Genomic DNA, 21,577 nt, shown 5'->3' on the forward strand with positions numbered 1-21,577 from the left:
TTGCCGGATGGGTGGGGGAGAAGCCGGCATCAAGTTGGCGCTCGTATCAGCTTCTCCCCCGGGGCCAGCCATAGTGGCTGACCCTGAGTCTTTAGTGCCTTCAATCGAAGGCCGCAACTCAGGAGGCGCAGCGTGCGCGGAATACGGCACTCGGATATCAACAGACCAGGCAAGGCCGCCAAACCTCGCACAGCCGGGCTCTATCGTTTGGGTGCGGGTGTACTTGTGGCGTGTCTGGCGCCCGGAGCAGACGCCGATGGAGTCGGACATCACTCCTTTGCGATGATCGACCAGATCTCGGATGTGGCCCGGGCGCGCGTCGAACAGATAGGGGCGGAAAACAAGGTCGATGTCCTTCAGGCTGGCCGCAGCCTTGAGGCAGACATCTACATCCTCGGCCAGCTGAACAAGGCGGCCGACGGTGCCAACCGTGTCGAGCAGACGGGTGAGGCATCCCGCGCCAGTGTCGAAGTTACCGGTGATGCAAACCAGTTCGATATCCTTCAGCAGGGCAATAGCGGTCCGGCAAACAATACGGCCACGACCCGGATTGAAGGCGACTTCAACAGCGCGTCCATTTCGCAGAGCAATGATTTCGGATCCGACTATTACAACTCGGCGCAGCTCTCCCAGCTCGGGACAGCCAATGCTGCAGCTATTCGCCAGCGGGTCGATCCGCGCACTCTGCCGGTCGGTGGCAATACGGCCTCAATCAGCCAGGACGGCACCTCCAATGAGGCCCTGATCGAACAGGCCGGTGCGGATAATTCGGCATCCATCGATCAGACCGGAACAGCCAACAAGGGCACCATCCAGCAGGACGGCATCGGCCTCTCGGCCATTCTCGCCCAGACCGGAACAGCCCTTCAGTACACGATTAATCAGACGGGCTGCGTCCTTGCAGCCGGATGCGGTGCCATTTCGGTGACGCAGACGGGCCCCTGACGGCCCGCGTCTCACACGGACATGCCTTGGCTGGGTGACGGCGGGGGTGTGACAGAAGCCAGGTTGGGGAACACCCAGATTGGCCTTCAGAACAACCCATTCGAAATCGGATGGGCAAACAAGAAGTGCAATGAACAGGAGAACAATCATGCGCACGAAACTTTTAGCCTCAGCCGCCATCGCGGCGATTTGCTTCGGGGGCACCGCATTTTCTGAAGAAGCCGTCGTTAACCAGAATGGCCTGAACAACACGGCCTCGGTTGACCAGACGATTGATGCTTCGCTGACACCGACCGGGCTCGCGAGTAACGAGAACCTTGCGACGGTCAATCAGACCGGTGACGAGAACGATGCCACCGTGCTTCAGGGACACACGCCCGCCGGCATCGACAACTTCGTGATCGCCGCCAACTCGGCAGAAGTAGACCAGACCAGCGCAACCGGCGCCGCCGTCGGCAACATCGCCACGGTGACCCAGTTTGCAGACACGGCCGCTGGATCGGCGCCCAATTCCGTCGACATCGACCAGGCGACAGCAGGCACTGAAGCACAGACGGCAGACGTCACGCAAATAGGCGGTTCGGGCAACGAAGCGACAGTCGCCCAGGGTCTCGATGACGATCAAGGCGGCGAACTGGCCTCGGTCTCCCAAACGGGCAGCGATAACAGCACAGTCGTCGCGCAGGACGGAACCGGCGACACGGCAACTGTCACCCAGGTTGGCACGTTCAACTCGGCCAGTGTTGATCAGGATGGCAATGGCGACCTTGCCATTATCGATCAGCTGGGCGACGACAACTCGTCGACAATCGAACAGGATGGCATCAGCGCGCGCGCCGAAAACGTCCAGGATGGTTTCAACAACGCGTCGACCATTACTCAGGCTGATACGTCCGCAAACGGTACGGTCGGCATCCCCGGCTACGATCCCGAAGCGCGGGTGCTGCAAACCGGCAATGACAACCTGTCAAGCGTCGCGCAGGAAAACCTCGGCGGCGGCTTCAATCAGGAGGCCAATGTCACACAGACGGGCGACGCAAACGACTCGGTCGTCGTTCAGTCCGGTGAGGGTCCGGGCTTCACCGGCACACTGCGTGCCAACGTGACCCAGACCGAAGGATCGACATCGACAATCGGACAGACGGCTGTTGTCGGCAATGCCAACAACCTGTTCGCACGCGTCGATCAGGCGGGCGCATCAACGTCTGACGTCACTCAGACGGCAAACGGCCCGCGCGCGGTCGGCCTCACGGCCAATGTCACGCAGGATGGCGGCTCCGATGCCCTCGTCGGTCAGTCGGTTGACAATACATCGGCGGACAACAATTCCGCGACAAACTCCGGCGCCGTGCTCGCGACGCTGAACCAGAACGGCGGCTCCTCGGCGACTGTCAGCCAGTCGATCATCGGCAATGCCTCCTCGGGGGTCACCGCCACCGTCACGCAGGACAATGGCGCATCGGCCGATGTCACCCAGTCGATTGCGGCTGACGGGGCCACCAGCATGCTGGCAACCGTTGTCCAGGATGGCGCAAGCGATGCGTCCGTGACCCAGACGTTCAACCGGGACGGCAGCATGAACTTCTCCGCTGATGTCATCCAGGACGGATCCGGCAACGTGTCTACAATCGTCCAGTCGGACAATGATGCAGGCGCAGTCGTCGGCGGGCCTGACAATAACGTCTTTGCCTCAACCAACCAGGTCGGCAGCGACAATGAGGCGAGCATCAGCCAGGAAGGCCGGGCATTCCCTGATCTCAACCTGAACTCCTACATCACGCAGATTGGCAGCGACAACTTCGCCAGCGTCGAGCAGGACGGCAAGACCAATACATCGACGATCAACCAGATCGACGGGGCTGCCTTCAACATGGCCAGCATCAACCAGTCGGGCTTCCGTGTCGAAGGCACGATCACCCAGACCGGGGATGACAATGATGCGTCGATCGTGCAGCAGGCCGGCGATGCAGACGCAACGATCACGCAGTCCGGCAATGGCAACACCGCCTCAGTCGAACAGCCAAGCGGCCGTTACCTGACCGCGGAGATCACGCAGAGTGGGCACGACAATGTCGGCTCCATTTACCAGCTCAGCGGTGAGAGCAATACGGCATCCATTGAGCAGTCCACCAATGGCAACCTTGCATTGATCTCGCAGAGTGGTGGCGACGGCAATATGGCCGCCATCATGCAGAAGGCCGCCGGAAACGCGATCGGTTCGATCACGCAGACGGGTGCGGGCAACTCCGCCTCGATCACACAGTAAGCATTTCGCCCCGAACCGGTTCGCCGGTTCGGGGCACTTTTTTAACCAATCACGTTCTGGAGACGGCGTTTTGAGCGGAACAGTCAGACCACCCTCCCGTCGCGCCTTTCGCTATCTGGCGCCAGTGATGCTTCTTCTTGGCACCATGGCATGCACTACTACGTTCACGACGGATCTGCGTCAGGCGTTCAGTATGGATCCGGCCGCAACACCAGATGAGGCCGCTCCCCCGGTTCCGGAACAATACAATGATCAGCCCGGCCCGCCCGACGCCAGGACCGGTGCGGACCAGGTGGGCTCCGATGAGCTGAATGCACCCGGCGGCACTGCCGCGATGAGCGTTGCGCAGGTCAGCGAGACAGACAGCATATCAGCCGGATATTCACAGCCCATTCTCAATTCCGACGATCCCTGTTCCGCCGAGCCGGACAATGTGGAACGCTGCGGACCGAGCGCCTTGCCTGCCCCCAAAGACACGTGCCGCGCATGCGGGACAGACGCAGAGATGACACTTTTCGCGCCGAAAAGAGCACATGCCGGCAATTTTGACCCGGCTGTGGCCGTGCAGGAAATCGGTCGCGGGCGCACAGTCTCGCAAGCGTCGCAATCGGTCGGCAATGCCTTCCTTACGGCGCCTGCAACGCATTCAGAGCCTGCTCCGGAGGCCATCCCGATACCCCTGGAAGGCCTGGGGTCCGTCTTGCCCGACGCCCCTTAGCCAGATGGCGGGCAGGCTGACCTGTCCATTTCACCCTTCCGTCAGGTTCCGGAACTGCTTTGCACCGTCGAATTGGTTCGCGCTTTGCGCGATGCTTGGCCGATTGACACTTAGTGCCGGCAACAAGGCAGTCATGGAGCGCAACTGGATCAAGCGCGCTGCGGATGCACACGCATTTCGGGTGCTGGAGTGCGCTGATTTTACAAGACCTATCCGCGACGCATGCAGAAAACGCTGTAAAATCATACAGCCGCGCTTCGCCAATGCCTTGATTTCCCATGGTGCACCCGGAGCGATTCGAATGCCCGACCCCCAGATTCGTAGTTCGCCCAAACCAACTTTGCAACAACTACGGAAAGCGCATAAATTCCCTATTTAGGTTTGTTTTTACTACCTTTTCGCGTTTTCAAATTTGACTGCCATTGATCGAACTGGACTGTTGTTCGGTTGATTTGTGGGCAAACTTGGAAACTGTCCTCAAATCCATGGGCTACGCCGCCAGAGATGAGCCTAAAGCCGATCGGGAGGTGCGGCCTCATGGATGCCAAAGAATGCGATCTGCGCGACTTTCCCCTGGACGAATGACAACAAGCCAAACGAATTGCCCACCATGCGGGCGAGACCGGCGAATTTAGCTCAGTTCCTGACAGATCAGTCTGGCAACGTCAGTCGCAAGTCAGTTTGCAATTTTCCCATTTAGCGCAGTCTCACTGCGTAAAAACAGCTTAAAGGTAAACTTGATTGAAGTTTGAAAAAATGATATTTAGCTAAGTATGACTGCGCAAAATGATGGAAAGCTAAACCAGCTCTTTCACGATCTCCCTGAAGGGCTGGTCGTCGATGCCGCATGGCTGCGTCAGAAGGGCTATTCCACATCGCTGTGCAGCCAATACGTTGCGGCGGGCTGGCTGGAGAAGCCAGCACGGCGCGTCTACCGCCGCCCGACTAAAACCAAACTCACCTGGCAGCAGGTCATTATCTCCCTCCAGGCACCCTTGAGCAAGCTCCTGGTGGTCGGCGGCCGAACCGCGCTCGAGTTGCAAGGCATGGGACATTACCTCTCGCGCGAGGTCCGCGAGGTTCACCTCTACGGGCCAGAAGCTCCACCGACCTGGCTCAAGGATTTGGATCTTGGCGTGCGGTTCATCCACCACACCGGCAAGCGGCTCTTCGGAAACGATCCCATCCATGGCAGTTTCAGGCAGATTGAATGGGGACATCTGAGCTCGCCGCTCACCGTATCCACACCCGAGCGCGCCGTTCTCGAACTGCTGGATGAGCTGCCGAATAACGAAAGTTTTCATCAGGTCGATAAACTGATGGAGGGCCTCTCCAGCCTCAGCCCGCGCCGCCTCAAAGAACTGCTCGGCGATTGCCACAGTGTGAAAGTGAAACGGCTCTTTTTCTTTTTCGCGGAACGCCATCACCATCGTTGGATGAACCAGCTCGACCCAGAGAGCTTCGATCTCGGAACAGGAAATCGCGTTCTGGTGAAAGGCGGCAAACTCAATCGCCGTTATCACATCACCGTGCCGGAGGATCTCGATGGCCTACAGTGATACCTACCGGCAACAAGTTACGCTCCTCATCCGTACGCTTCCCTATGTGGCCGAGGAGACTGCCTTCGCTCTCAAGGGTGGGACCGCCATTAATCTCTTCGTTCGCGACATGCCGCGCCTCTCCGTGGATATTGACCTGACTTACCTTCCAGTGGAGCCACGCGCGGCCTCGCTCAAAGCAATCGATGAGGCAATGACCCGCATTGGCGAGCGCATCGCCGCAGGCATTCCAGGCGCACGGATCGCACTTCATCGCCCGCAGGGCTTAGGGATAGTCACCAAAGTGCTTGTCGAAGAGGGCGGCACGCGGATCAAGATCGAAGTCACGCCGGTCTCGCGCGGCTGCGTCTATGAGCCCGTCACAATGAGCGTTTCGGCGTTTGTCGAAGCAGAGTTCGGCTATGCAGAAACACAAGTCGTTTCATTCGCTGATTTGTACGCGGGCAAGATTGTCGCCGCGCTTGATCGGCAGCATCCGCGGGACCTATTTGATGTCCGCGACCTTTTGGCCAACGAGGGTGTGAATGACGCGCTTCGCGCTGCATTCGTCGCCTACATGCTTAGCCACAATCGTCCCATGCACGAAGTCCTTTCCCCGATCCGCAAGGACATTGAGGGCGAATTCGTGCGTGGATTTGAAGGCATGACTGACGCACCCGTCGACCTCGCCGAACTCATCACCGCCCGCGAGAGAATCATCGCCATAATAGTGGGCGCTATGCCCGAGGCGCATCGCAAATTCCTGATTTCATTTAAACGCGGCGAAGCCGACTGGTCTCTGCTCGGCTTGCCCGGAGTGGCCGATCTTCCTGCTGTAAGGTGGCGTCAGCAAAATCTCGACACACTCTCACGCGAGGTCCGCGCTGCCGAAGTGGCCAAGCTGGAGAAAGTATTGTTCTGAGACAGCCATAAAGGCTGATCTGCCATCGCTTCTCCCAAGAACAGTCACTGTGTCACGAGACTCCATCGATTCCAGTTTCGACTTGTTGGAGGGCGACCACAGCTCGGCGAGGCACTGGCGGATGCGGTGTTCAGTGAGGACGATTTTGTATCGATGCAGGACAGGCGGCAGTGAACCCAGGCGGCACCCATCCTGGTCCGGGCGACCCTGACCAGCTCTTCGCCCCGGAAGAGGCCGCCGCCCTGCTCAACGTGAAACTTCAGACACTCGCGAAATGGCGGATGGGAGGACAAGGCCTTGGCCCGCACTTCGTGAAAGTCGGCAGAGCGATCAGATATCGCCGCGCAACGCTGGTGTCATTCATCGAAGGCAACACGTTCACCAACACTGCCGAAGCCAGATCAGGCGTTCGCGAACACTAATTTTTGTGGGCAATGTGTGGGCACGGCGAAATTCGAAGAAGCGATGTTTTCGTCTAACCCCTTGTTTCCCATGGTGCACCCGGAGCGATTCGAACGCCCGACCCCCAGATTCGTAGTCTGGTGCTCTATCCAGCTGAGCTACGGGTGCCTACCCAAAGAAGGCGGACACATACAGGCAGGTTTCCGCGCTTGCAAGCCTGTGTGACACGGGTTTTTGGGTAAAAATGGGCTCAGGGCAGTTGGGAGGCGCCCGGTTCATCCACCGTGGTACGGATCCAGTCTGAAAAAGCGCTGATTCTCGTATAGATTCCGGGGCTTTCGGCCCGGCCGCATCCGAGACCCCAGCTGACAAGGCCAACCTGCACAGGCTGGCCCGTATGGCCATAACGCACGAGCGGGCCGCCGCTGTCGCCCTGGCAGGAATCGATGAAACCGTCGCCGGCACATATCTGGGAGGCTGCATTCACCGTGACACCGGCATGGGATTCTTCCAGCCCGTACGCGTGGATAAGACGCTGGATCTGCGCCCTGCATAAGGCGTTGCTGACCGGCGGCACCCGGCCCTCGGAGAGGCGCATCGAGGGGGCGCTGAGGTGGCGGCCGGTGCGGCTGACGGCGCGTTCACCCATGCTGTCCTCTTCCCTGTTGCCGTAGCCCGCAACATAAAATTCGGACTCGTCTTCATCGGCGCCCGGCAGGGCCTGCAGGGTGGCGACGGGCCCCTCCCATTGTCCGGAGATGCGCAGGAGCGCGATGTCGGAGCCGGCCTCCGGGCGTCCGGGCTGGTAGTCGGGATGCATTTCGATCCGGTTGACCGGAAAGACCGATCCGGCGGCCATGCGGCGCAGGTCGCTGTTGCCGATGACCAGGATCAGCGGCCCGAAACGCACCAGGTTTCCATCCGCATCTGGGATGTACTGGACAGCCCGGCCAGCCGTATCGACGCGGGCGGCTTCAACGCAATGGGCCGCCGTCAGGGCCCAGGTGTCGCTGATCATCGTCGCCCCGCACTCATGAAAGAGCGCGCTGCCCTGTATTGACTGCAGGGAGGCGATGCCGGGCCAGTTGTCAGCATTGGCATCATTGCCGCCGATGATCTGCCTTGCCGTGGCGGGCGCGGCGGACAGCCAGACGGCACACGCAAGCAGAATGGCGGTTTTCAGGATCAGGTAAGTGCGTTGCCGGGCCTGTTTCGTCATGTCTTGTCCCTCACACCCCGACCATACGCCCACTTTGACACTGTTCCAATGCGGGTGTGAGGGGCGGCGTCAGGGGGGTGTGAGGGGCGCGATGCCGGTGGTGGCGGATATCCAGTCGGCATAGGCGGCGACGCGCATGTAGACGCCCGGGCTCTCTGCACGGCCACACCCGAGGCCCCAGCTGACAACACCCACCTGGACCGGCGGCTCCTCCGCGCCGCGCTGCACCAGCGGGCCGCCGCTGTCGCCCTGGCAGGAGTCCGAATAGCCTGTCCCCGCACACATCTGCCATTCCGGCGAAACGGTCACGCCGTCATATTCCGCGCCGTAGTCATAGGTTTCGATGAGGGTTTCGATCTGGGCCTTGCAGGTTTCAGGGTCGACTTCGGGCACGTCGCCTTCCTGCAGCACCATCATCGGCGCGCTGAGGTGGCGCCCGCTGCGGCTGACCGCTTCCTGTCCCGCCGCCTGCTCGCCTGACTTGCCATAGCCGGCGACCAGCAATGACGACCAGGGCTCGGCCATCGCAGCTGCGTCGCCCGTGAGGCCGTCCAGCCGGGCGACCGGCCCCTTCCATCTGCCGTCAATGTTCAGGAGCGCCAGGTCGTGGCCCCGTTCAGGATAGCCGCGCGTGTAGCCCGGATGCACGGTGATGCCCTTGACGAGGAAAACGGAATCCTTTGCCACCCGGCGCAGGTCACCTGCGCCGACGGTGACAGTGATCGGGCCAAAGCGCACCAGACGGCCGTCTTCATCCGGCACGTATTGTATGGCACGGCGGCCACCCTCGATACGGGCCGTCTCGACACAATGGGCTGCGGTGATGGCCCAGCTTTCGGCAATCATCGTGGCGCCGCACTCGTGATAGATCGAGCGCCCCTGCACCGATTGCATCGACGCCATGCCGGGCCAGTCTGCCGGATCGGCATCGCGGCCCGCGACGACACAGGCTGTGGCGAACGCCAGCGTCCCGAACGCGAAGCCCCATTTGGTGAATGATCTCATGCGGTTCCCCCCTTGGCCTTGCCTGCAGTATACACGCCCCGTGCAATCGCGCGCGCCAAAGTGCTGGCGGCAAGTTCGCCGATTCGTGCGACCGCTGCCGGCGCCGCCTCGGGCAATGCACGCTTGCCCGTCGCCAGCACGAAGACGGCGTCCCCGTCAAAGGGCGCAAAGACAGGCCGGATCGCGCGGGAAAAGCCCGACAGCGCCATCTGCGCGACCCGCTTGGCCTGATCGGGCGTCAGGTTCGCATCGGTGGCAATGCAGGCGATTGTCGTGTTCTGGCCGAGGGCCGGGTTCATCTTGGCGGCGCCCCAGTCTTCCGGGTCCATTGCAAAATCGGCTGGCGGGCGCACGCCGCCAAACTCGCCGTCGATCTCGTACGGCCAGGCCCAGAAGGTCTCCGTGCCGGGCATGTAGACAGAACCATAGCAATTGACCGCCGCGATGGCGCCAATCGTGAACTTGTCCTTTGTGATGATACTGGCCGAACCGGTACCACCGAGGTGGGCCCCGGCAGCCGCGCCGAACCCGGCCCCGGCCCGGCCCAGCCTGAACGTGTGGGAGGCGGTATCATATGCCTTGCGTCCGAGCGCCGCGTAGGGCGAGGTGTCGCCCCAGTCCTTGTTGCCGCCATTGGCAAGGTCATAGAGGATGGCCGAGGGTACGATGGGTGACTTGGGCACGGTTGGCAGGTCGATCAGGCCGAACCCGCGCCCCGCCTGTTTGAGACCAGCCGCCACGCCATCAGCCGCGGCAAGGCCAAAGGCGCTGCCGCCCGAGAGGACAATCGCATCCACCGCATCGACCAGGGTGCCGCCCGCCAGCAGGTCTGTCTCGCGTGTGCCGGGCCCACCGCCTGCGACACAGACGGCCGCGACAAGCGGCTTGTCAGCGAGAATCACCGTTGCCCCCGTGCGCACCGAAATGTCTTCAGCCTGCCCAACCTTAATGCCGGAGACGTCTGTAATCAGGTTCTTCGCACCCGGTCTGGCCATCATGTCTGCCCTTGTCTTTCCATTCGCGTACCAGTCTCATAAGGTCAGCCGGACACCGCGCCAAGCAAAGGGTTTTTCATGTTTCGCTGCTACTCCTCATCTTCCCGCTCCCTGACACTGCCATTCATGGCCCTGGCAGGGATGGCTTTGGCCGCCTGCGCGCCCGCCAAGGACACGACAACAGCAACGGCTGACGCCGCGCGCAAAGCCGCCGAGGAGGCTGAGGCGCTGAGCCCGCCGCTGGGCGATCTCAGCTGGACCAAGGGCGCCATGGTGGCCGCGGCCAATCCGCTGGCGGTCGAGGCGGGCCTCGAAGTGATGCGCAATGGCGGTAACGCGATTGATGCGGCCATCGCCGTCCATGCGGTTCTGGGCCTTGTCGAACCGGAAAGCTCCGGCATCGGGGGCGGCGCCTTCTTGGTCTATTACGACCGCGCCCGCGACGAGCTGACCGTTTTTGACGGCCGCGAAATGGCACCGGCCTCCACCACGCCGGAGCATTTCATCAAGGACGGCGAGGTCATGGGCTTCATCGATGCCTGGCAATCGGGCCGTTCTGTCGGCGTGCCGGGCCAGGTGGCCCTTTACAAGACAGCGCATGACGCGGCCGGAACCGGCGACTGGGCGGCTAATTTCGCGCCGGCCATCAAGCTGGCAGAAGAAGGCTTTCCCGTTTCGCCGAAACTGGCCGAGACGCTGGCCTCTGAACGGTTGCGCAGCTTTATCCGGCTGGACGACAATCCTGTCACGGCCGCCTATTTCTATCCGGACGGCAATCCGCTGCCGGTCGGCTTCGTGCGCGACAACCCGGATTATACCGCGACGCTGAAAGCCATTGCCGCTGAGGGCCCGAGCGCCTTCTACAAGGGCGATATTGCCGCTGGCATCGTTGCCGCCACCAATGAGGGGCCCGAAGGCGGCAACATGACGCTGGAAGACCTGTCCAATTACACCGTCCAGAAGCGGCCGGCCCTCTGCGGCACGCTGCCGACCGGCTACAGGATCTGTTCGGCCCCGCCGCCAAGCTCGGGAGGCATCACGCAGAACGCGATCATGGGACTGTACGACCAGATGAAGCCCGGTCCGAACATGCGCGTTTCGGAAGACTATTATCTGCGGATTTTCGTCGACGCGCAGCGCCTCGCCTATGCCGACCGCGATCATTATGTCGCTGACGCGGACCATGTCACGGTTCCGGCCGCCGACCTGATCAATCCTGATTACCTGAAAGTGCGCGCGACCGAGGCCTTCGCACCGGAGGCCCATGCGACACCGGGCGATCCCGGCGTGGCGCTCGGCCGTGACCCGATGATCGGCATGTGGGGCCAGGACAAGACCGAGCACCAGCCCGGCACGACGCACATTTCGATCATCGACACGGACGGCAATGCAGTGGCGATGACGGCGACCGTGGAGGCCGCCTTCGGCTCGTCACGCATGACGCACGGCTTCCTGCTGAACAACCAGCTGACGGACTTCTCACGGGCACCGACAGCGGGCGGCCAGCCGGTGGCGAACGCCCCGGCGGCCGGAAAACGCCCGCGCAGCTCGATGTCGCCGACACTGGTTTTCGATGCGGAGGGTGACCTGTTCATGGTGACCGGCTCGCCGGGCGGCAATTCGATCGTCGCCTATGTCGCGAAGACGCTTGTCGGCGTCCTAGAATGGGGCCTGACGGCGCAGGAAGCGGTCGACCGGCCGAACATCATCGCACGCGGCGACACGGTGGGCGTTGAAGTGGACCGCGAAGGCGGCCCGGAATCGGCCGAGACGCTTCGCAACATGGGCTATACGGTTGAAGAGCGCACGGGTGAGAATTCGGGCCTGCATGTGATTGTCGTGCGTGACAGTGGCCTTGAAGGCGCGGCGGACCCGCGCCGTGAAGGCATTGCGAAGAAGCTGGAATAGAGACTGTTACGAGGAGGCTCGTCCTTCGACTTCGCTCAGGATGAGCCTCCTCTCAGGCATGCTGGACCAAGCCCGCGCCCGCCCTTCGACTTCGCTCAGGGTGAGCGCTCCGGAACGAGGTGGCGGAGGAATTGATGGCCAAGCTCTATTTTTCCTATGCAGCGATGAATGCCGGCAAGTCGACGATCCTGTTGCAGGCGGCGCACAATTACCGTGAGCGGGGCATGGATGTGCTGTTGCTGACGTCTGAACTCTATGGCGGGACGAAAGACGGGCATATCTCGTCGCGCATCGGCATCAGTGCCGAGGCGGTGCTTTATTCGCGCGATGTGGACCTGTTCGCCCTGGTGCAGGCGGCGATGGACAGGGGGCGCCTCGATGCGGTCTTCGTGGACGAGGCGCAGTTCCTGACCAAGGAACAGGTCTGGCAGCTGGCGCGGGTGAGCGATCATCTGCGCGTGCCGGTGCTGGCCTTTGGCCTGCGCACCGATTTCCGGGGCGAGCTGTTCGAGGGATCTGCCGCCCTGCTGGCGATTGCCGACAACCTGCGCGAAATCCGCACGATCTGCGACTGCGGCAGCAAGGCCACGATGGTCGTGCGCCTCGGGCCGGACGGCAAGGCGTTGACCGAAGGCGACCAGGTGTCGATCGAGAAGACGACTTATATCTCGCTCTGCCGCCGCCACTGGGAAGAACGCATGGGCCGTTTCCCCGTGGCCTGAGGTCGCAGGTCTGGTGCCGCTTTATCCGGCGGCGAGCGTCATCCTAACGTCGCAAATATGCGGCTGGCTGGCCGACGCAGTCCCCGGGAAAGCCAAACGCGGATACAGTCCCAGATGGAGACAGACATATCCTTTGCCCGCCTCGTCCTCGCCGGTGCTTCCGCCATCCTGCTTGCCGCCTGCGCCACTGTTGCGCCAGTGCCAACCGTGCCCGTCATGGTGACCGCGGAAACCGCTCCGGCTGGGGCAACGGGTGATGCGGCTGATGATCCGGCTGTGTGGCGCCATCCCGCTGACCCCGCGCAATCGCTTACTCTTGGTACGAACAAACAGGAAGGCCTGGTCGTGCACGCCCTCGACGGCTCCGAGCGCCAGCGCCTGCCGATCGGGCCGATCAACAATGTCGACGTGCGCGAGGTACCCGGTTCGGCCCATGACATCGCCGTTGCCAGCAACGACACGCAGGGCATTTCGGTCTTCTCGATTGACCGCACCACAGGCGAAGTGAAGCACGTCAATGATGTGCCGACCGGCAAGACCGAACCCTATGGCATCTGCCTCGGGCTGGATGAGGGCGCGGGGCTTGCGGGTGTCACCTACAAGGACGGAACGGTCGAACTCTGGCAGCTGAACGGCGAAGAAGACGGTTTCACGGGCACGCTGGCGCGCAGCGCGATACTGGCCACGCAGCTGGAAGGGTGCGTGTTCGATGAGGTCAACGGCACGCTGGTGATCGGCGAAGAGGGCCATGGTGTCTGGAGCCTTGCCTACAAGGATGCCGCTTCGGCTCCTGCCGAAATAGACACGATCGCCGCCAATAATGGACTGGTCGCCGATGTCGAAGGCGTCTCCATCTGGCGCGGCCAAGACGGCAAGGGCTGGATCGTCGCCTCCGCGCAGGCAGCCGATCGCTATGTTGTGTACGAGCGTCAGGCACCACATGCAGTGATGGGCGTGTTCACGCTGACCGCCAATACGCAAGCCGGTATCGACAAGGTCACGCACACGGATGTGTTTTCGGGCGCCCTGCCCGGCTATCCGCGCGGCCTGCTCGTGGTGCAGGACGATGGCAATCCGAAACCGGAACGGGACCAGAATTTCAAGCTCGTTGACTGGTCGTCCGTGGAAGCAGCACTTGGTTTGCCGGTACTTGCCGCCGACTAGGCCGGGTCAGGACGGGAGGCCGCCGAACAGGATCGGGTCGCGGAGCGCCGCCCCGTAATTGCAATTGGCCAGCCCGGCGAGACCGAGGGCATGGATTTCCCCGTCAAGCTGGCCGGCATCCTCACATTCGAAGGCGAGCGAGGCATGGGCGCGTCCGTCACATTCCGCCCGGGTGATTTCGGCGCGCAGGCCGTTTGCCATGTGCTTGCGCCGGATCTTGTCGACATGACGGATGTCGGCTGCCCCGGCCAGGGCCTCGCGCAGGGAATCGGGGCTGGCGCAGGCCGAGGTATCAATATCGGGAAACAGACCTGCCAGCAGGGTCAGGGACGGCGCAGCCAAGGGAAACGGATCACTGAAAACCGGATGCCAGCGCTCCAGCAGGCCCCGTACGCCCAGCCGCGCTTTCAGCTCCAGCACCGTGCCGCCTCGCAGCTTGGGCATCAGGTCGGTACGGCCGGGAGCGAGGAGATAGATGTCTGTCCGCGCTTCCGTGTCCCCGAATGCCAGCCGGCTTTCGAGGCGCCGGGCATGCGTGTCAAAGGCATTCGGCCAGCAGCGGAATTCGAAACGCGGCGGCTTAGCTGTCATCCTCGTTCCCTTCATTTCCAATCGGCGGTTTGCCGAATAAACGGCTTTCGAGAAGACGTACAGGCAGCAGGACGATAATGGCAAGCAGGCTGCCAAGGATGGCGACGGTCAGGTATCCCGCACCGCTGGCCAGCCCGACGGCGCCGGCAAGCCACATCCCCGCCCCAGTCGTCAGGCCCCTCACTGAGCCACGGGACTGTAGGATGGTTCCGGCCGCAAGGAAGGCGACACCGGCGGTCACAGCCTCCACGACGCGGATCGGGTCAAGCTGGGTCTGACGGCCGCCGGCCCCGAAGGTCTCAATCATTTCAATCGCGATGATCGTGAAGACCGCGGCCGCCAGCGCCGTCAGCATGTGGGTGCGCAGCCCGGCCGGGCGGTCACGGGCCTCCCGGTCTATGCCTATGACAAGACCCAGGCCGCACGCCACCAGCAAGCGCAGCAGGATCACCGCAAGCGGGAGGTGTGTATCAAAGGACGTGGCAAGAATCTCATGCATTGTGCGCCTTCCAATACGGGCACTCTATGCAACGCGCCAGGAGCGCAGGGGTTTCGCGCCGGCGCGGGTTCAGGCCGCGCGCGGTTGGCGGCAGGGCAGGGACCGTCAGGCGGAGAGGGCGCGGCTCGGGATCTGCCCGCCATCGCGCAACCAGCTCGGCCTGCCAATGAAGTATCCCTGCGCCTGGTCGCAGCCGAGATCGGCCACAAGGGCCAGGTCGTCGGCTGTTTCGATCCCTTCTGTGCAACTTGTTATGCCGACCTCCCGACAGAGTGCGATTGTGGCCTGGAGAACCTTGCCGCGCACAAAACTCTGCCCACGCCCGCGGACGAACGACTGGTCGATCTTGATCTTGCTGAAAGGCAACTGGTCAATCAGCGAGAGCGAGGAATAACCTGTCCCGAAATCGTCGAGCGCCAATGAAACGCCGAGCTGCCGGACAGGTTTCAGCACGGCCAGGCTGCGTTCAAGATTGCCGAAAAAGACATGTTCGGTGACTTCCAGTTCGATCCGGGCCGGATCCACGCCGTAACGGTTCAGCAGTTTCTCAAGCCGCGTTGCAAAATGATCAGACGTCAACTGGGACGGCGAAATGTTCATCGCCAGAAAATGATCGTCTTTTCCGAGAGAACTGATCGCCTTGTCCGCCAATGTCCAGAACAGCGGATCGATCAGGCCGAGCCGTTCTGCGATCGGGATGAACTGGCCGGGTGAAGGATCTGAACTTAGTCCGCTGTCTGGCCAGCGTGCGAGCATCTCGTATCCGACGATTCTCGATGCCCGCACATCCCAGATGGGCTGGAAAGCCGGTTGAAGCCGTCCGGTCGCAATAGCCGCACTTAGGGCGAGCTCGATGGCATGCCCGTCCTCGCCTGTTGCATCCAGAGCCGGATCGAATCGGGAAACTCCGCCACCCTGCGATTTGACGCGCAACATGGCCTTGTCGGCAGCATGCAGCATCGCTGAACTTTCATTCGTGTCGACCAGGTGGACCGAATAGCCAATCGAAGCGCCGACAAAGACACGCCCGACGGAAGTGTCTATCCCATCTGTCAGGTCGGCATGCACAGACTCGATGAAGTCTGCGAGTGTGGACGCATCACTGGCCTGACGGATGACGAAGGCAAACTCGTCGCCGCCGAGGCGCGCTGCATCACTGATTTCTGGATGTCTGGTCAGCCGCCGCGCAACGACGCGAAGGACTTCGTCACCGACAGCATGGCCGTACCGGTCGTTGAGCTGCTTGAAACGATCCAGGTCGATAAAGGCGCACGCAAATGGCAAGCGGTCCAGGATGTGTTGGTTGACCTCGCGGACAAAGGCCCGCCGGTTCAGGATGTCGGTCAGGGGATCGGAATCAGCCAGCCGCTTGATCTTGCCTTCGGCTTCCTTGCGCTCGGCGACCTCCCGCTTGAGACTGGCCAGCATGTCTGCATGCAGAGCGTTCATCGTGCGGAATACGCATAGCCCGCTCATCGTCCCGACATAGCGCCCCGCATCATCGACAACGACCAGCCCGTCCCGCAGGATCGCTTCATTATCGTGAAGCTGGCCAAGAGCCTCGGAGACTTTTTCGCGCATGCTCACGACGATGACGCCGGGCTGCATGAGCGCGTCGGCCAGCTTCTTCTGGTGCAGGGAAAAGCCGAAAGGCGACGCCAGGAGGTTCTTGAATTCGGCAGCCGACACGCAACCGATCGGTCGCATCCCGGCATCGACGATCGCGCACAATGTGACGTCTGTGTGCTGCCGGAAATAGTCGGCAATGTCGCCGAATCGATCGAACGATTGAAGCGCTGGCGTGTACATGATCGAGGCAGATTCAAAACGCATGGCAAACCCTGTTCCTGTAGTGGGCGTAACACAACACACGTTGGCAAAAGCTGAATTGCAGAGGCCAATATTGGCCGAAGACTTAATTCCCGAGCCACTTTTCGCGACGATTCCGCCGCCCTGTTTTATCAGTGTCACAAAGATGATTTCCACGGTCCGGCTTCGCGGATGCAACCTGTAATCCCCGCCTGGACAAAAATGCGCGTGTCCGCGTCATCAAGCTTCATGAGTCCTCCCTATTCCTGCCTTATTTGCGAGCGATGATTCACAGAACTGGGGAAATGAAGGAGACTTCCCGTGGGCGTGAAGCGGAATGCGATACTCGGACTTTTGACCATTGCGGCCTTTATCGGCTGTGGCCTGCTGGCGAGCGCCGAGGCGCAGGAAACACCCGAGGCGCAAATCGACTATGACGGATTTCTTGGCCTGAGCGGGGAGATCGCTGCCTATCGCCAGTCGCGCCTTGTCGACCTTGAGACCTTCAATGCGATGAAAGCCGAACCCGGAACAATTCTTCTGGATACGCGCAGTTCGGAGGCCTTCCACATGGGCCATATTGACGGCGCAGTGAACCTGAACTTCTCCGATTTCACCGACGATAAACTGGCCAAGGTTCTGGGCGACAAGTCCACCCGTATCCTGATCTACTGCAACAATAATTTCAGCGACAATGTCGCGCCGGTCATGCTGAAACGCATGGAACTGGCGCTGAATGTGCCGACGTTCATCAATCTCTATGGCTATGGCTACGAGAATATCTATGAGCTGAATGGTGCCCATTCGATCCGGGATGCAGATATCCACTGGGTGTCCGACTGGCCCGCAATGGTTGAGGCCGCGACTGTTCAGCAAAACTAAAGTGCCAATCTGCCGCCTTGCTTTTGCAGGCGCGAAGGGTCATTTGCGGGCTGAACCTGAATAGCCGCCCCCCGCAAAGAGGCCCGCCCATGTCCGCTGATGCATCCGCCGCCGCTGCAGTGCCTGCACCGAAAGTGAACCCGAACGCCCCGACCGAGGAAACCGTCCTCAGCGTCGAGCACTATACCGACCGGCTGTTCCGCTTCCGCATCACGCGGCCGCAGAGCTTCCGCTTCCGCACCGGCGAGTTCGTGATGATCGGCCTGCCCAAGGAAGACGGCAAGCCGCTGCTGCGCGCCTATTCCATCGCCTCGCCCGCCTGGGACGAGGAACTGGAATTCTATTCGATCAAGGTGCCGGACGGCCCGCTGACATCACGCCTGCAATCCATCCAGCCGGGCGACAAGGTGCTGCTCGGCAAGAAACCGACCGGCACGCTGGTGCTGGATGCGCTGACCCCCGGCAAGCGGCTCTACATGTTCTCGACCGGGACGGGTTTTGCGCCTTTCGCGAGCCTGATCCGCGACCCGGAGACGTATGAGCGCTATAACGAGGTGATCGTCACGCATACGTGCCGCGACGTGGCCGAACTCACCTATTCCCGCAACCTCGTGAACGACCTTGTCAATGACCCGCTGGTCGGCGAAATGGTCGAGGGCAAGCTGCGCCTCTATGCCAGCACGACCCGCGAACCCTATGCCTGCATGGGCCGGATCACCACGCTGATCGAGACCGGCAAGCTGTTTGCCGATCTTGGCGTGCCTCCACTCAATCCGGAAACCGACCGGGCGATGATCTGCGGCTCGATGGAGATGATCCAGGACGTCAAGGCCCTGATGATCGCCGCCGGCCTAACCGAAGGCTCCAATGCCGCGCCAGCTGAATTCGTGATCGAGAAGGCCTTCGCGGGCTGATTCGCCCCGATCGCCGTTGCTCCCCTGCCCCGGCAGGTGCAGACTGGCGCACATTTGATCTGCGCGGGATGAGCGGATGGCCGACTGGGATATACTGACAGGGCTGGGCGTGAGCGATTTCGCCACGATTGGCATATCGGCCTTTGCGCTGATTGCGGCAGTCATCGCGAACGTGTCGGCCTCGGCGTCCAAGGCGAATGAAAACCGCGTCCAGGCCCGCAACACGGTCAACAGCCTGTGCGTGAAGATTGCCGAGCTCAGCACCCAGATCCAGGTCTACCGGGTGGAGCAGAAGGGCACGACTGATCTTACGCTCTACAATACGCGGGTGAATGCGACCGTGCGCCAGGTCGTGGCGCTGGCGACCCTCGCCCGGGATGTGCTGGCAAAGTCCGGGATCAAGGCCGCGGCGGTGGAATATGCGCTGATCGCTGATGCCATCGCGATGAGCGGCGACCCGAGCGCGGAGATCATGTGGACGCAGGCCGTGGCCGCCGCCCGGACGCGCCATGACCGGATCGACCTGATGCAGCGCTTTGCCGAATACCTCTATACAGTGGGTAACACAGAGCGCGGCGCGGTGGCCTATCGCGATGCGCGCGCCGCGATGGCGGGTGAGGCGACACCGTTCGAGATCGGCCGCAACCTGCACATGGAGGCGGTTGCCAGCGCCAATGCCGGCCAGGCCGGCGCGGCGCAGCCCCTGTTCGACGAGGCCCGCGGCTATTACCAGCAGATGCCGGCAGGGGCGACGCGCACCTATGCGCTGAATTCCCTTGAGAGCGCCCTCAAGAGCGCCCTGCCTGATTCCTGACGGGGACGTCATGTATTGACATGGCCCACGCACCCCGTGTCCACTCACCTTAAAAATGAGGGGAGAGGACATGGCGGTTTCACGACGAACAATGATGCTGGCGGGCGGCGCGGTGATTGCAGGCGGCGCGGCGATTCCCGCCACACGCCACCTGTCATGGGGCGCGCGGGACTTCACGCGGCCAGGCTATGACCCGGATTATCCCGAAGCGCCTGCGGGCGAGGAAAGCTGGATGAACTGGTCCGGCGTGGAGCGGGCAACGCCGCAGGCGATGCGCCTGCCTGCCAGCGAGGACGAACTCCGCCAGCTGATCGCCGGCACGAATGGGCGTGTGCGCCCCTGTGGCAGCGGCCACTCGTTTTCCGGCCTTGTACCCAGCGAAGGCATGATGGTGGATGTGAGCCGCCTGGCAGGCCTGCAGTCACTTGATGCCGGGACCGGCCTTGCCACGTTTGGCGCGGGCACGCGCCTGTTCCAGATGGCGACCGAACTGGCCAATGCAGGCCGGGCGCTGCCGAACCTGCCGGATGTCGACGTGCAGACGCTGGCGGGGAGTTTCTCGACGGCGACGCATGGCACGGGCGAAACGCTGACCGCGCTGCATGACCATATCGAGGCGTTCCGTATCGTGACCGCGAATGGCGGTATTCTGGACGTGACGCGCGGCAGCCATCCGGACCTGTTTGCGGCCGGGCGCGTGTCGCTGGGCGCGCTGGGCGTGATGACGCAATACACGCTGCGCACGGTGGCCATGTTCAACCTGCGCCGGAAGGTCTGGGTCGAGCGGATCGAGACGCTGATGGAACAGGCCGAGGCGCTGGCCAGCCAGCACCGCAATTTCGAATTCTACTATTTCCCGCATACGGGCATGGCTGCCGGGATCAGCCATGACCTGCACGAAGGGCCGGTGACGGGAAAGGGCGAAAGCGAGGATGATTCCACGCTGGAAGACCTCAAAGCCCTGCGCGATTCCATGGGCTGGTCGCCCTGGCTGCGCCGCAAGATCATTGGCGCGGCCCTGCCGCGCGGCGTGGTGGAGGATGTCAGCGACAGTTCCTACAAATTGCTGGCGACGACACGGCCGATCAAGTTCAACGAGATGGAATACCACCTGCCGCGCGCAAACGGGCTGAAAGGCCTGCGCGAGGTCATCGCCAGGCTGGAGAAGCGCAAGGACGTGTTCTTCCCGATGGAAGTGCGTTTCATCGCGCCGGACGATGCCTGGCTGAGCCCGTTCAATGACGGCCCGCGCATGTCGATTGCGATCCATGCCGCCGTGGATGAGCCGTATGACTATTTCTTCTCCGATATCGAACCCATCCACCGGGCGAATGGCGGGCGGCCGCACTGGGGCAAGCATCATTCGCTGGGCAAGGACGAACTGACGGCCCTGTACCCGAAATTCGGTGATTTCCTGGCCCTGCGCCGTGAACTGGACCCGGCGGGCAAGTTCCTGAACCCGCACCTTGCCCACCTGTTCGGGGAAGATTTCGATGATTGAGCTTTCCCGCCGCAATATAATCCTGGGCGGCGCCGCCCTTGCTGGAGTAACCGTGCTGATGATGAAACCCGGAGACAAGAGCGGGCCGCGCGACGCGTATTTCCTGGACGTGCAGAAGGCGCTGATCGCAGCGGGCATTGCGGTGCCGACCATGGTTGTGGACAAGGCGCGGCTGAATGCGAATATCGACACGCTGAAAGGCTTCCTGCCGCCGGGCATGGGCTACCGGATCGTGGCGAAGTCGCTGCCCTCGCTGGGCCTGATCGATCATGTCCGCAAACGGACGGGTACGGACCGGCTGATGACGTTCAACCTGCCCATGCTGCTGGAGATTTCGCAGGCCATGCCGGAGGCAAGCCAGCTCTTGGGCAAGCCCCTGCCCGTGATGGCGGCGCGGCATTATTTCGAGCAATTGCCGCTGGAGGCTTCCGGCGCGGCGGACAATGTACAATGGCTGGTCGATACGCCGGAGCGGCTGGCGCAATATGCGTCGCTGGCGGATGAGATGGGCCGCGACATGGCGGTGAATGTGGAACTGGACGTGGGCCTGCACCGGGGCGGCATGGTGGCGGGGGCGGACCTGAAGGCCATGCTGGAGGCGATCAGGGCGAACCCGCGCCTAACCTTCGCAGGCTTCATGGGATATGATCCGCACATTGCCTCGCTGCCGACGGCGATGGGCTGGCGCGACCGGGCGATCAAGGGCGTGCGCGCCGGCTATGCGGCGGCGCTGGCGCAGGCGGGCGAAGTGCTCGGCGCGGAC

The 21,577-nt window shown here is 62.1% G+C and carries 20 protein-coding genes and 1 tRNA gene; 14 read left to right on the forward strand and 7 right to left on the reverse strand.

Annotated features, from left to right (window positions below; translation table 11 throughout):
• Positions 1 to 132: 132 nt before the first annotated feature.
• The 6 genes from VR74_RS20790 (at position 133) to VR74_RS09460 (ending at position 6,811) form a co-directional block, all read left to right on the forward strand.
• Positions 133 to 945 (forward strand): hypothetical protein, encoded by an 813-nt coding sequence (locus VR74_RS20790; RefSeq protein WP_299950033.1) that lies wholly within the window; start codon positions 133 to 135, stop codon positions 943 to 945.
• A gap of 148 nt (positions 946 to 1,093) precedes the next feature.
• Positions 1,094 to 3,211: a hypothetical protein gene (locus tag VR74_RS09440; protein ID WP_045696164.1), complete on the forward strand. Its 2,118-nt coding sequence runs from the start codon at positions 1,094 to 1,096 to the stop codon at positions 3,209 to 3,211.
• Between the two features lie 193 nt (positions 3,212 to 3,404).
• Positions 3,405 to 3,929, forward strand: coding sequence for a hypothetical protein (locus VR74_RS09445; RefSeq protein ID WP_045696166.1), 525 nt, complete (start codon positions 3,405 to 3,407; stop codon positions 3,927 to 3,929).
• A 773-nt stretch (positions 3,930 to 4,702) separates the two neighbouring features.
• Complete coding sequence (locus VR74_RS09450; protein ID WP_045696168.1) at positions 4,703 to 5,488, forward strand: type IV toxin-antitoxin system AbiEi family antitoxin domain-containing protein; 786 nt, start codon at positions 4,703 to 4,705, stop codon at positions 5,486 to 5,488.
• Positions 5,475 to 6,389, forward strand: coding sequence for a nucleotidyl transferase AbiEii/AbiGii toxin family protein (locus tag VR74_RS09455; protein ID WP_045696170.1), 915 nt, complete (start codon positions 5,475 to 5,477; stop codon positions 6,387 to 6,389). Before VR74_RS09450 ends, VR74_RS09455 begins: the two co-directional genes overlap by 14 nt.
• Before the next feature lie 170 nt (positions 6,390 to 6,559).
• Positions 6,560 to 6,811 (forward strand): helix-turn-helix domain-containing protein, encoded by a 252-nt coding sequence (locus VR74_RS09460; protein ID WP_045696172.1) that lies wholly within the window; start codon positions 6,560 to 6,562, stop codon positions 6,809 to 6,811.
• A 71-nt stretch (positions 6,812 to 6,882) separates the two neighbouring features.
• Here the strand turns inward: VR74_RS09460 and VR74_RS09465 are convergent.
• The 4 genes from VR74_RS09465 to VR74_RS09480 all read right to left on the reverse strand — a co-directional run bounded on the left by VR74_RS09465 (position 6,883) and on the right by VR74_RS09480 (position 10,010).
• Positions 6,883 to 6,959: transfer RNA gene (locus tag VR74_RS09465), tRNA-Arg, on the reverse strand.
• A gap of 82 nt (positions 6,960 to 7,041) precedes the next feature.
• The gene (locus tag VR74_RS20795) at positions 7,042 to 8,010 is read right to left on the reverse strand and encodes a serine protease (RefSeq protein WP_299950035.1); all 969 of its coding nucleotides are present in this window, start codon (positions 8,008 to 8,010) and stop codon (positions 7,042 to 7,044) included.
• Positions 8,011 to 8,079: 69 nt separating this feature from the next.
• Positions 8,080 to 9,015 carry a serine protease gene (locus VR74_RS09475; protein WP_045696174.1) on the reverse strand — a complete coding sequence of 312 codons (936 nt, stop codon included), beginning with the start codon at positions 9,013 to 9,015 and terminating at the stop codon, positions 8,080 to 8,082.
• Positions 9,012 to 10,010 (reverse strand): P1 family peptidase, encoded by a 999-nt coding sequence (locus tag VR74_RS09480; RefSeq protein ID WP_045696209.1) that lies wholly within the window; start codon positions 10,008 to 10,010, stop codon positions 9,012 to 9,014. Before VR74_RS09480 ends, VR74_RS09475 begins: the two co-directional genes overlap by 4 nt.
• A 126-nt stretch (positions 10,011 to 10,136) precedes the next feature.
• On the opposite strand from VR74_RS09480, the gene ggt reads away from it, so the two are divergent.
• The 3 genes from ggt to VR74_RS09495 all read left to right on the forward strand — a co-directional run bounded on the left by ggt (position 10,137) and on the right by VR74_RS09495 (position 13,804).
• Entirely contained in the window at positions 10,137 to 11,918 is a 1,782-nt protein-coding gene (gene ggt, locus VR74_RS09485; RefSeq protein ID WP_045696176.1) for a gamma-glutamyltransferase, read from the forward strand.
• 134 nt (positions 11,919 to 12,052) lie between these two features.
• A complete protein-coding gene (locus tag VR74_RS09490) occupies positions 12,053 to 12,640 on the forward strand; it encodes a thymidine kinase (RefSeq protein WP_045696178.1) in 588 nt (195 codons plus the stop codon).
• 114 nt (positions 12,641 to 12,754) lie between these two features.
• Positions 12,755 to 13,804, forward strand: a complete 1,050-nt coding sequence (locus VR74_RS09495) for a phytase (RefSeq protein ID WP_299950037.1) — start codon at positions 12,755 to 12,757, stop codon at positions 13,802 to 13,804.
• Positions 13,805 to 13,810: 6 nt separating this feature from the next.
• Here VR74_RS09495 and VR74_RS09500 read toward each other — a convergent pair whose 3' ends face one another.
• From VR74_RS09500 to VR74_RS09510, 3 genes are all read right to left on the reverse strand, one after another.
• The gene (locus tag VR74_RS09500; RefSeq protein ID WP_045696179.1) at positions 13,811 to 14,395 is read right to left on the reverse strand and encodes a hypothetical protein; all 585 of its coding nucleotides are present in this window, start codon (positions 14,393 to 14,395) and stop codon (positions 13,811 to 13,813) included.
• A complete protein-coding gene (locus VR74_RS09505; RefSeq protein ID WP_045696182.1) occupies positions 14,385 to 14,894 on the reverse strand; it encodes an MgtC/SapB family protein in 510 nt (169 codons plus the stop codon). Before VR74_RS09505 ends, VR74_RS09500 begins: the two co-directional genes overlap by 11 nt.
• 105 nt (positions 14,895 to 14,999) lie before the next feature.
• Positions 15,000 to 16,727, reverse strand: coding sequence for an EAL domain-containing protein (locus VR74_RS09510; RefSeq protein WP_045696184.1), 1,728 nt, complete (start codon positions 16,725 to 16,727; stop codon positions 15,000 to 15,002).
• 297 nt (positions 16,728 to 17,024) lie between these two features.
• Between VR74_RS09510 and VR74_RS09515 the strand changes: the two genes are divergently transcribed.
• The 5 genes from VR74_RS09515 to VR74_RS09535 all read left to right on the forward strand — a co-directional run.
• Complete coding sequence (locus tag VR74_RS09515; protein ID WP_299950039.1) at positions 17,025 to 17,585, forward strand: rhodanese-like domain-containing protein; 561 nt, start codon at positions 17,025 to 17,027, stop codon at positions 17,583 to 17,585.
• An 89-nt stretch (positions 17,586 to 17,674) separates the two neighbouring features.
• Positions 17,675 to 18,499 carry a ferredoxin--NADP reductase gene (locus VR74_RS09520; protein WP_045696186.1) on the forward strand — a complete coding sequence of 275 codons (825 nt, stop codon included), beginning with the start codon at positions 17,675 to 17,677 and terminating at the stop codon, positions 18,497 to 18,499.
• A gap of 76 nt (positions 18,500 to 18,575) precedes the next feature.
• A complete protein-coding gene (locus VR74_RS09525) occupies positions 18,576 to 19,313 on the forward strand; it encodes a hypothetical protein (protein ID WP_045696188.1) in 738 nt (245 codons plus the stop codon).
• A gap of 70 nt (positions 19,314 to 19,383) precedes the next feature.
• Complete coding sequence (locus VR74_RS09530; RefSeq protein WP_045696190.1) at positions 19,384 to 20,814, forward strand: D-arabinono-1,4-lactone oxidase; 1,431 nt, start codon at positions 19,384 to 19,386, stop codon at positions 20,812 to 20,814.
• Positions 20,807 to 21,577: alanine racemase (locus tag VR74_RS09535; RefSeq protein ID WP_045696193.1), on the forward strand; the 771-nt coding region annotated here is incomplete at its 3' end. The genes VR74_RS09530 and VR74_RS09535, both read left to right, overlap by 8 nt.

Source organism: Hyphomonas sp. BRH_c22, assembly GCF_000961795.1.
GTDB lineage: Bacteria > Pseudomonadota > Alphaproteobacteria > Caulobacterales > Hyphomonadaceae > Hyphomonas.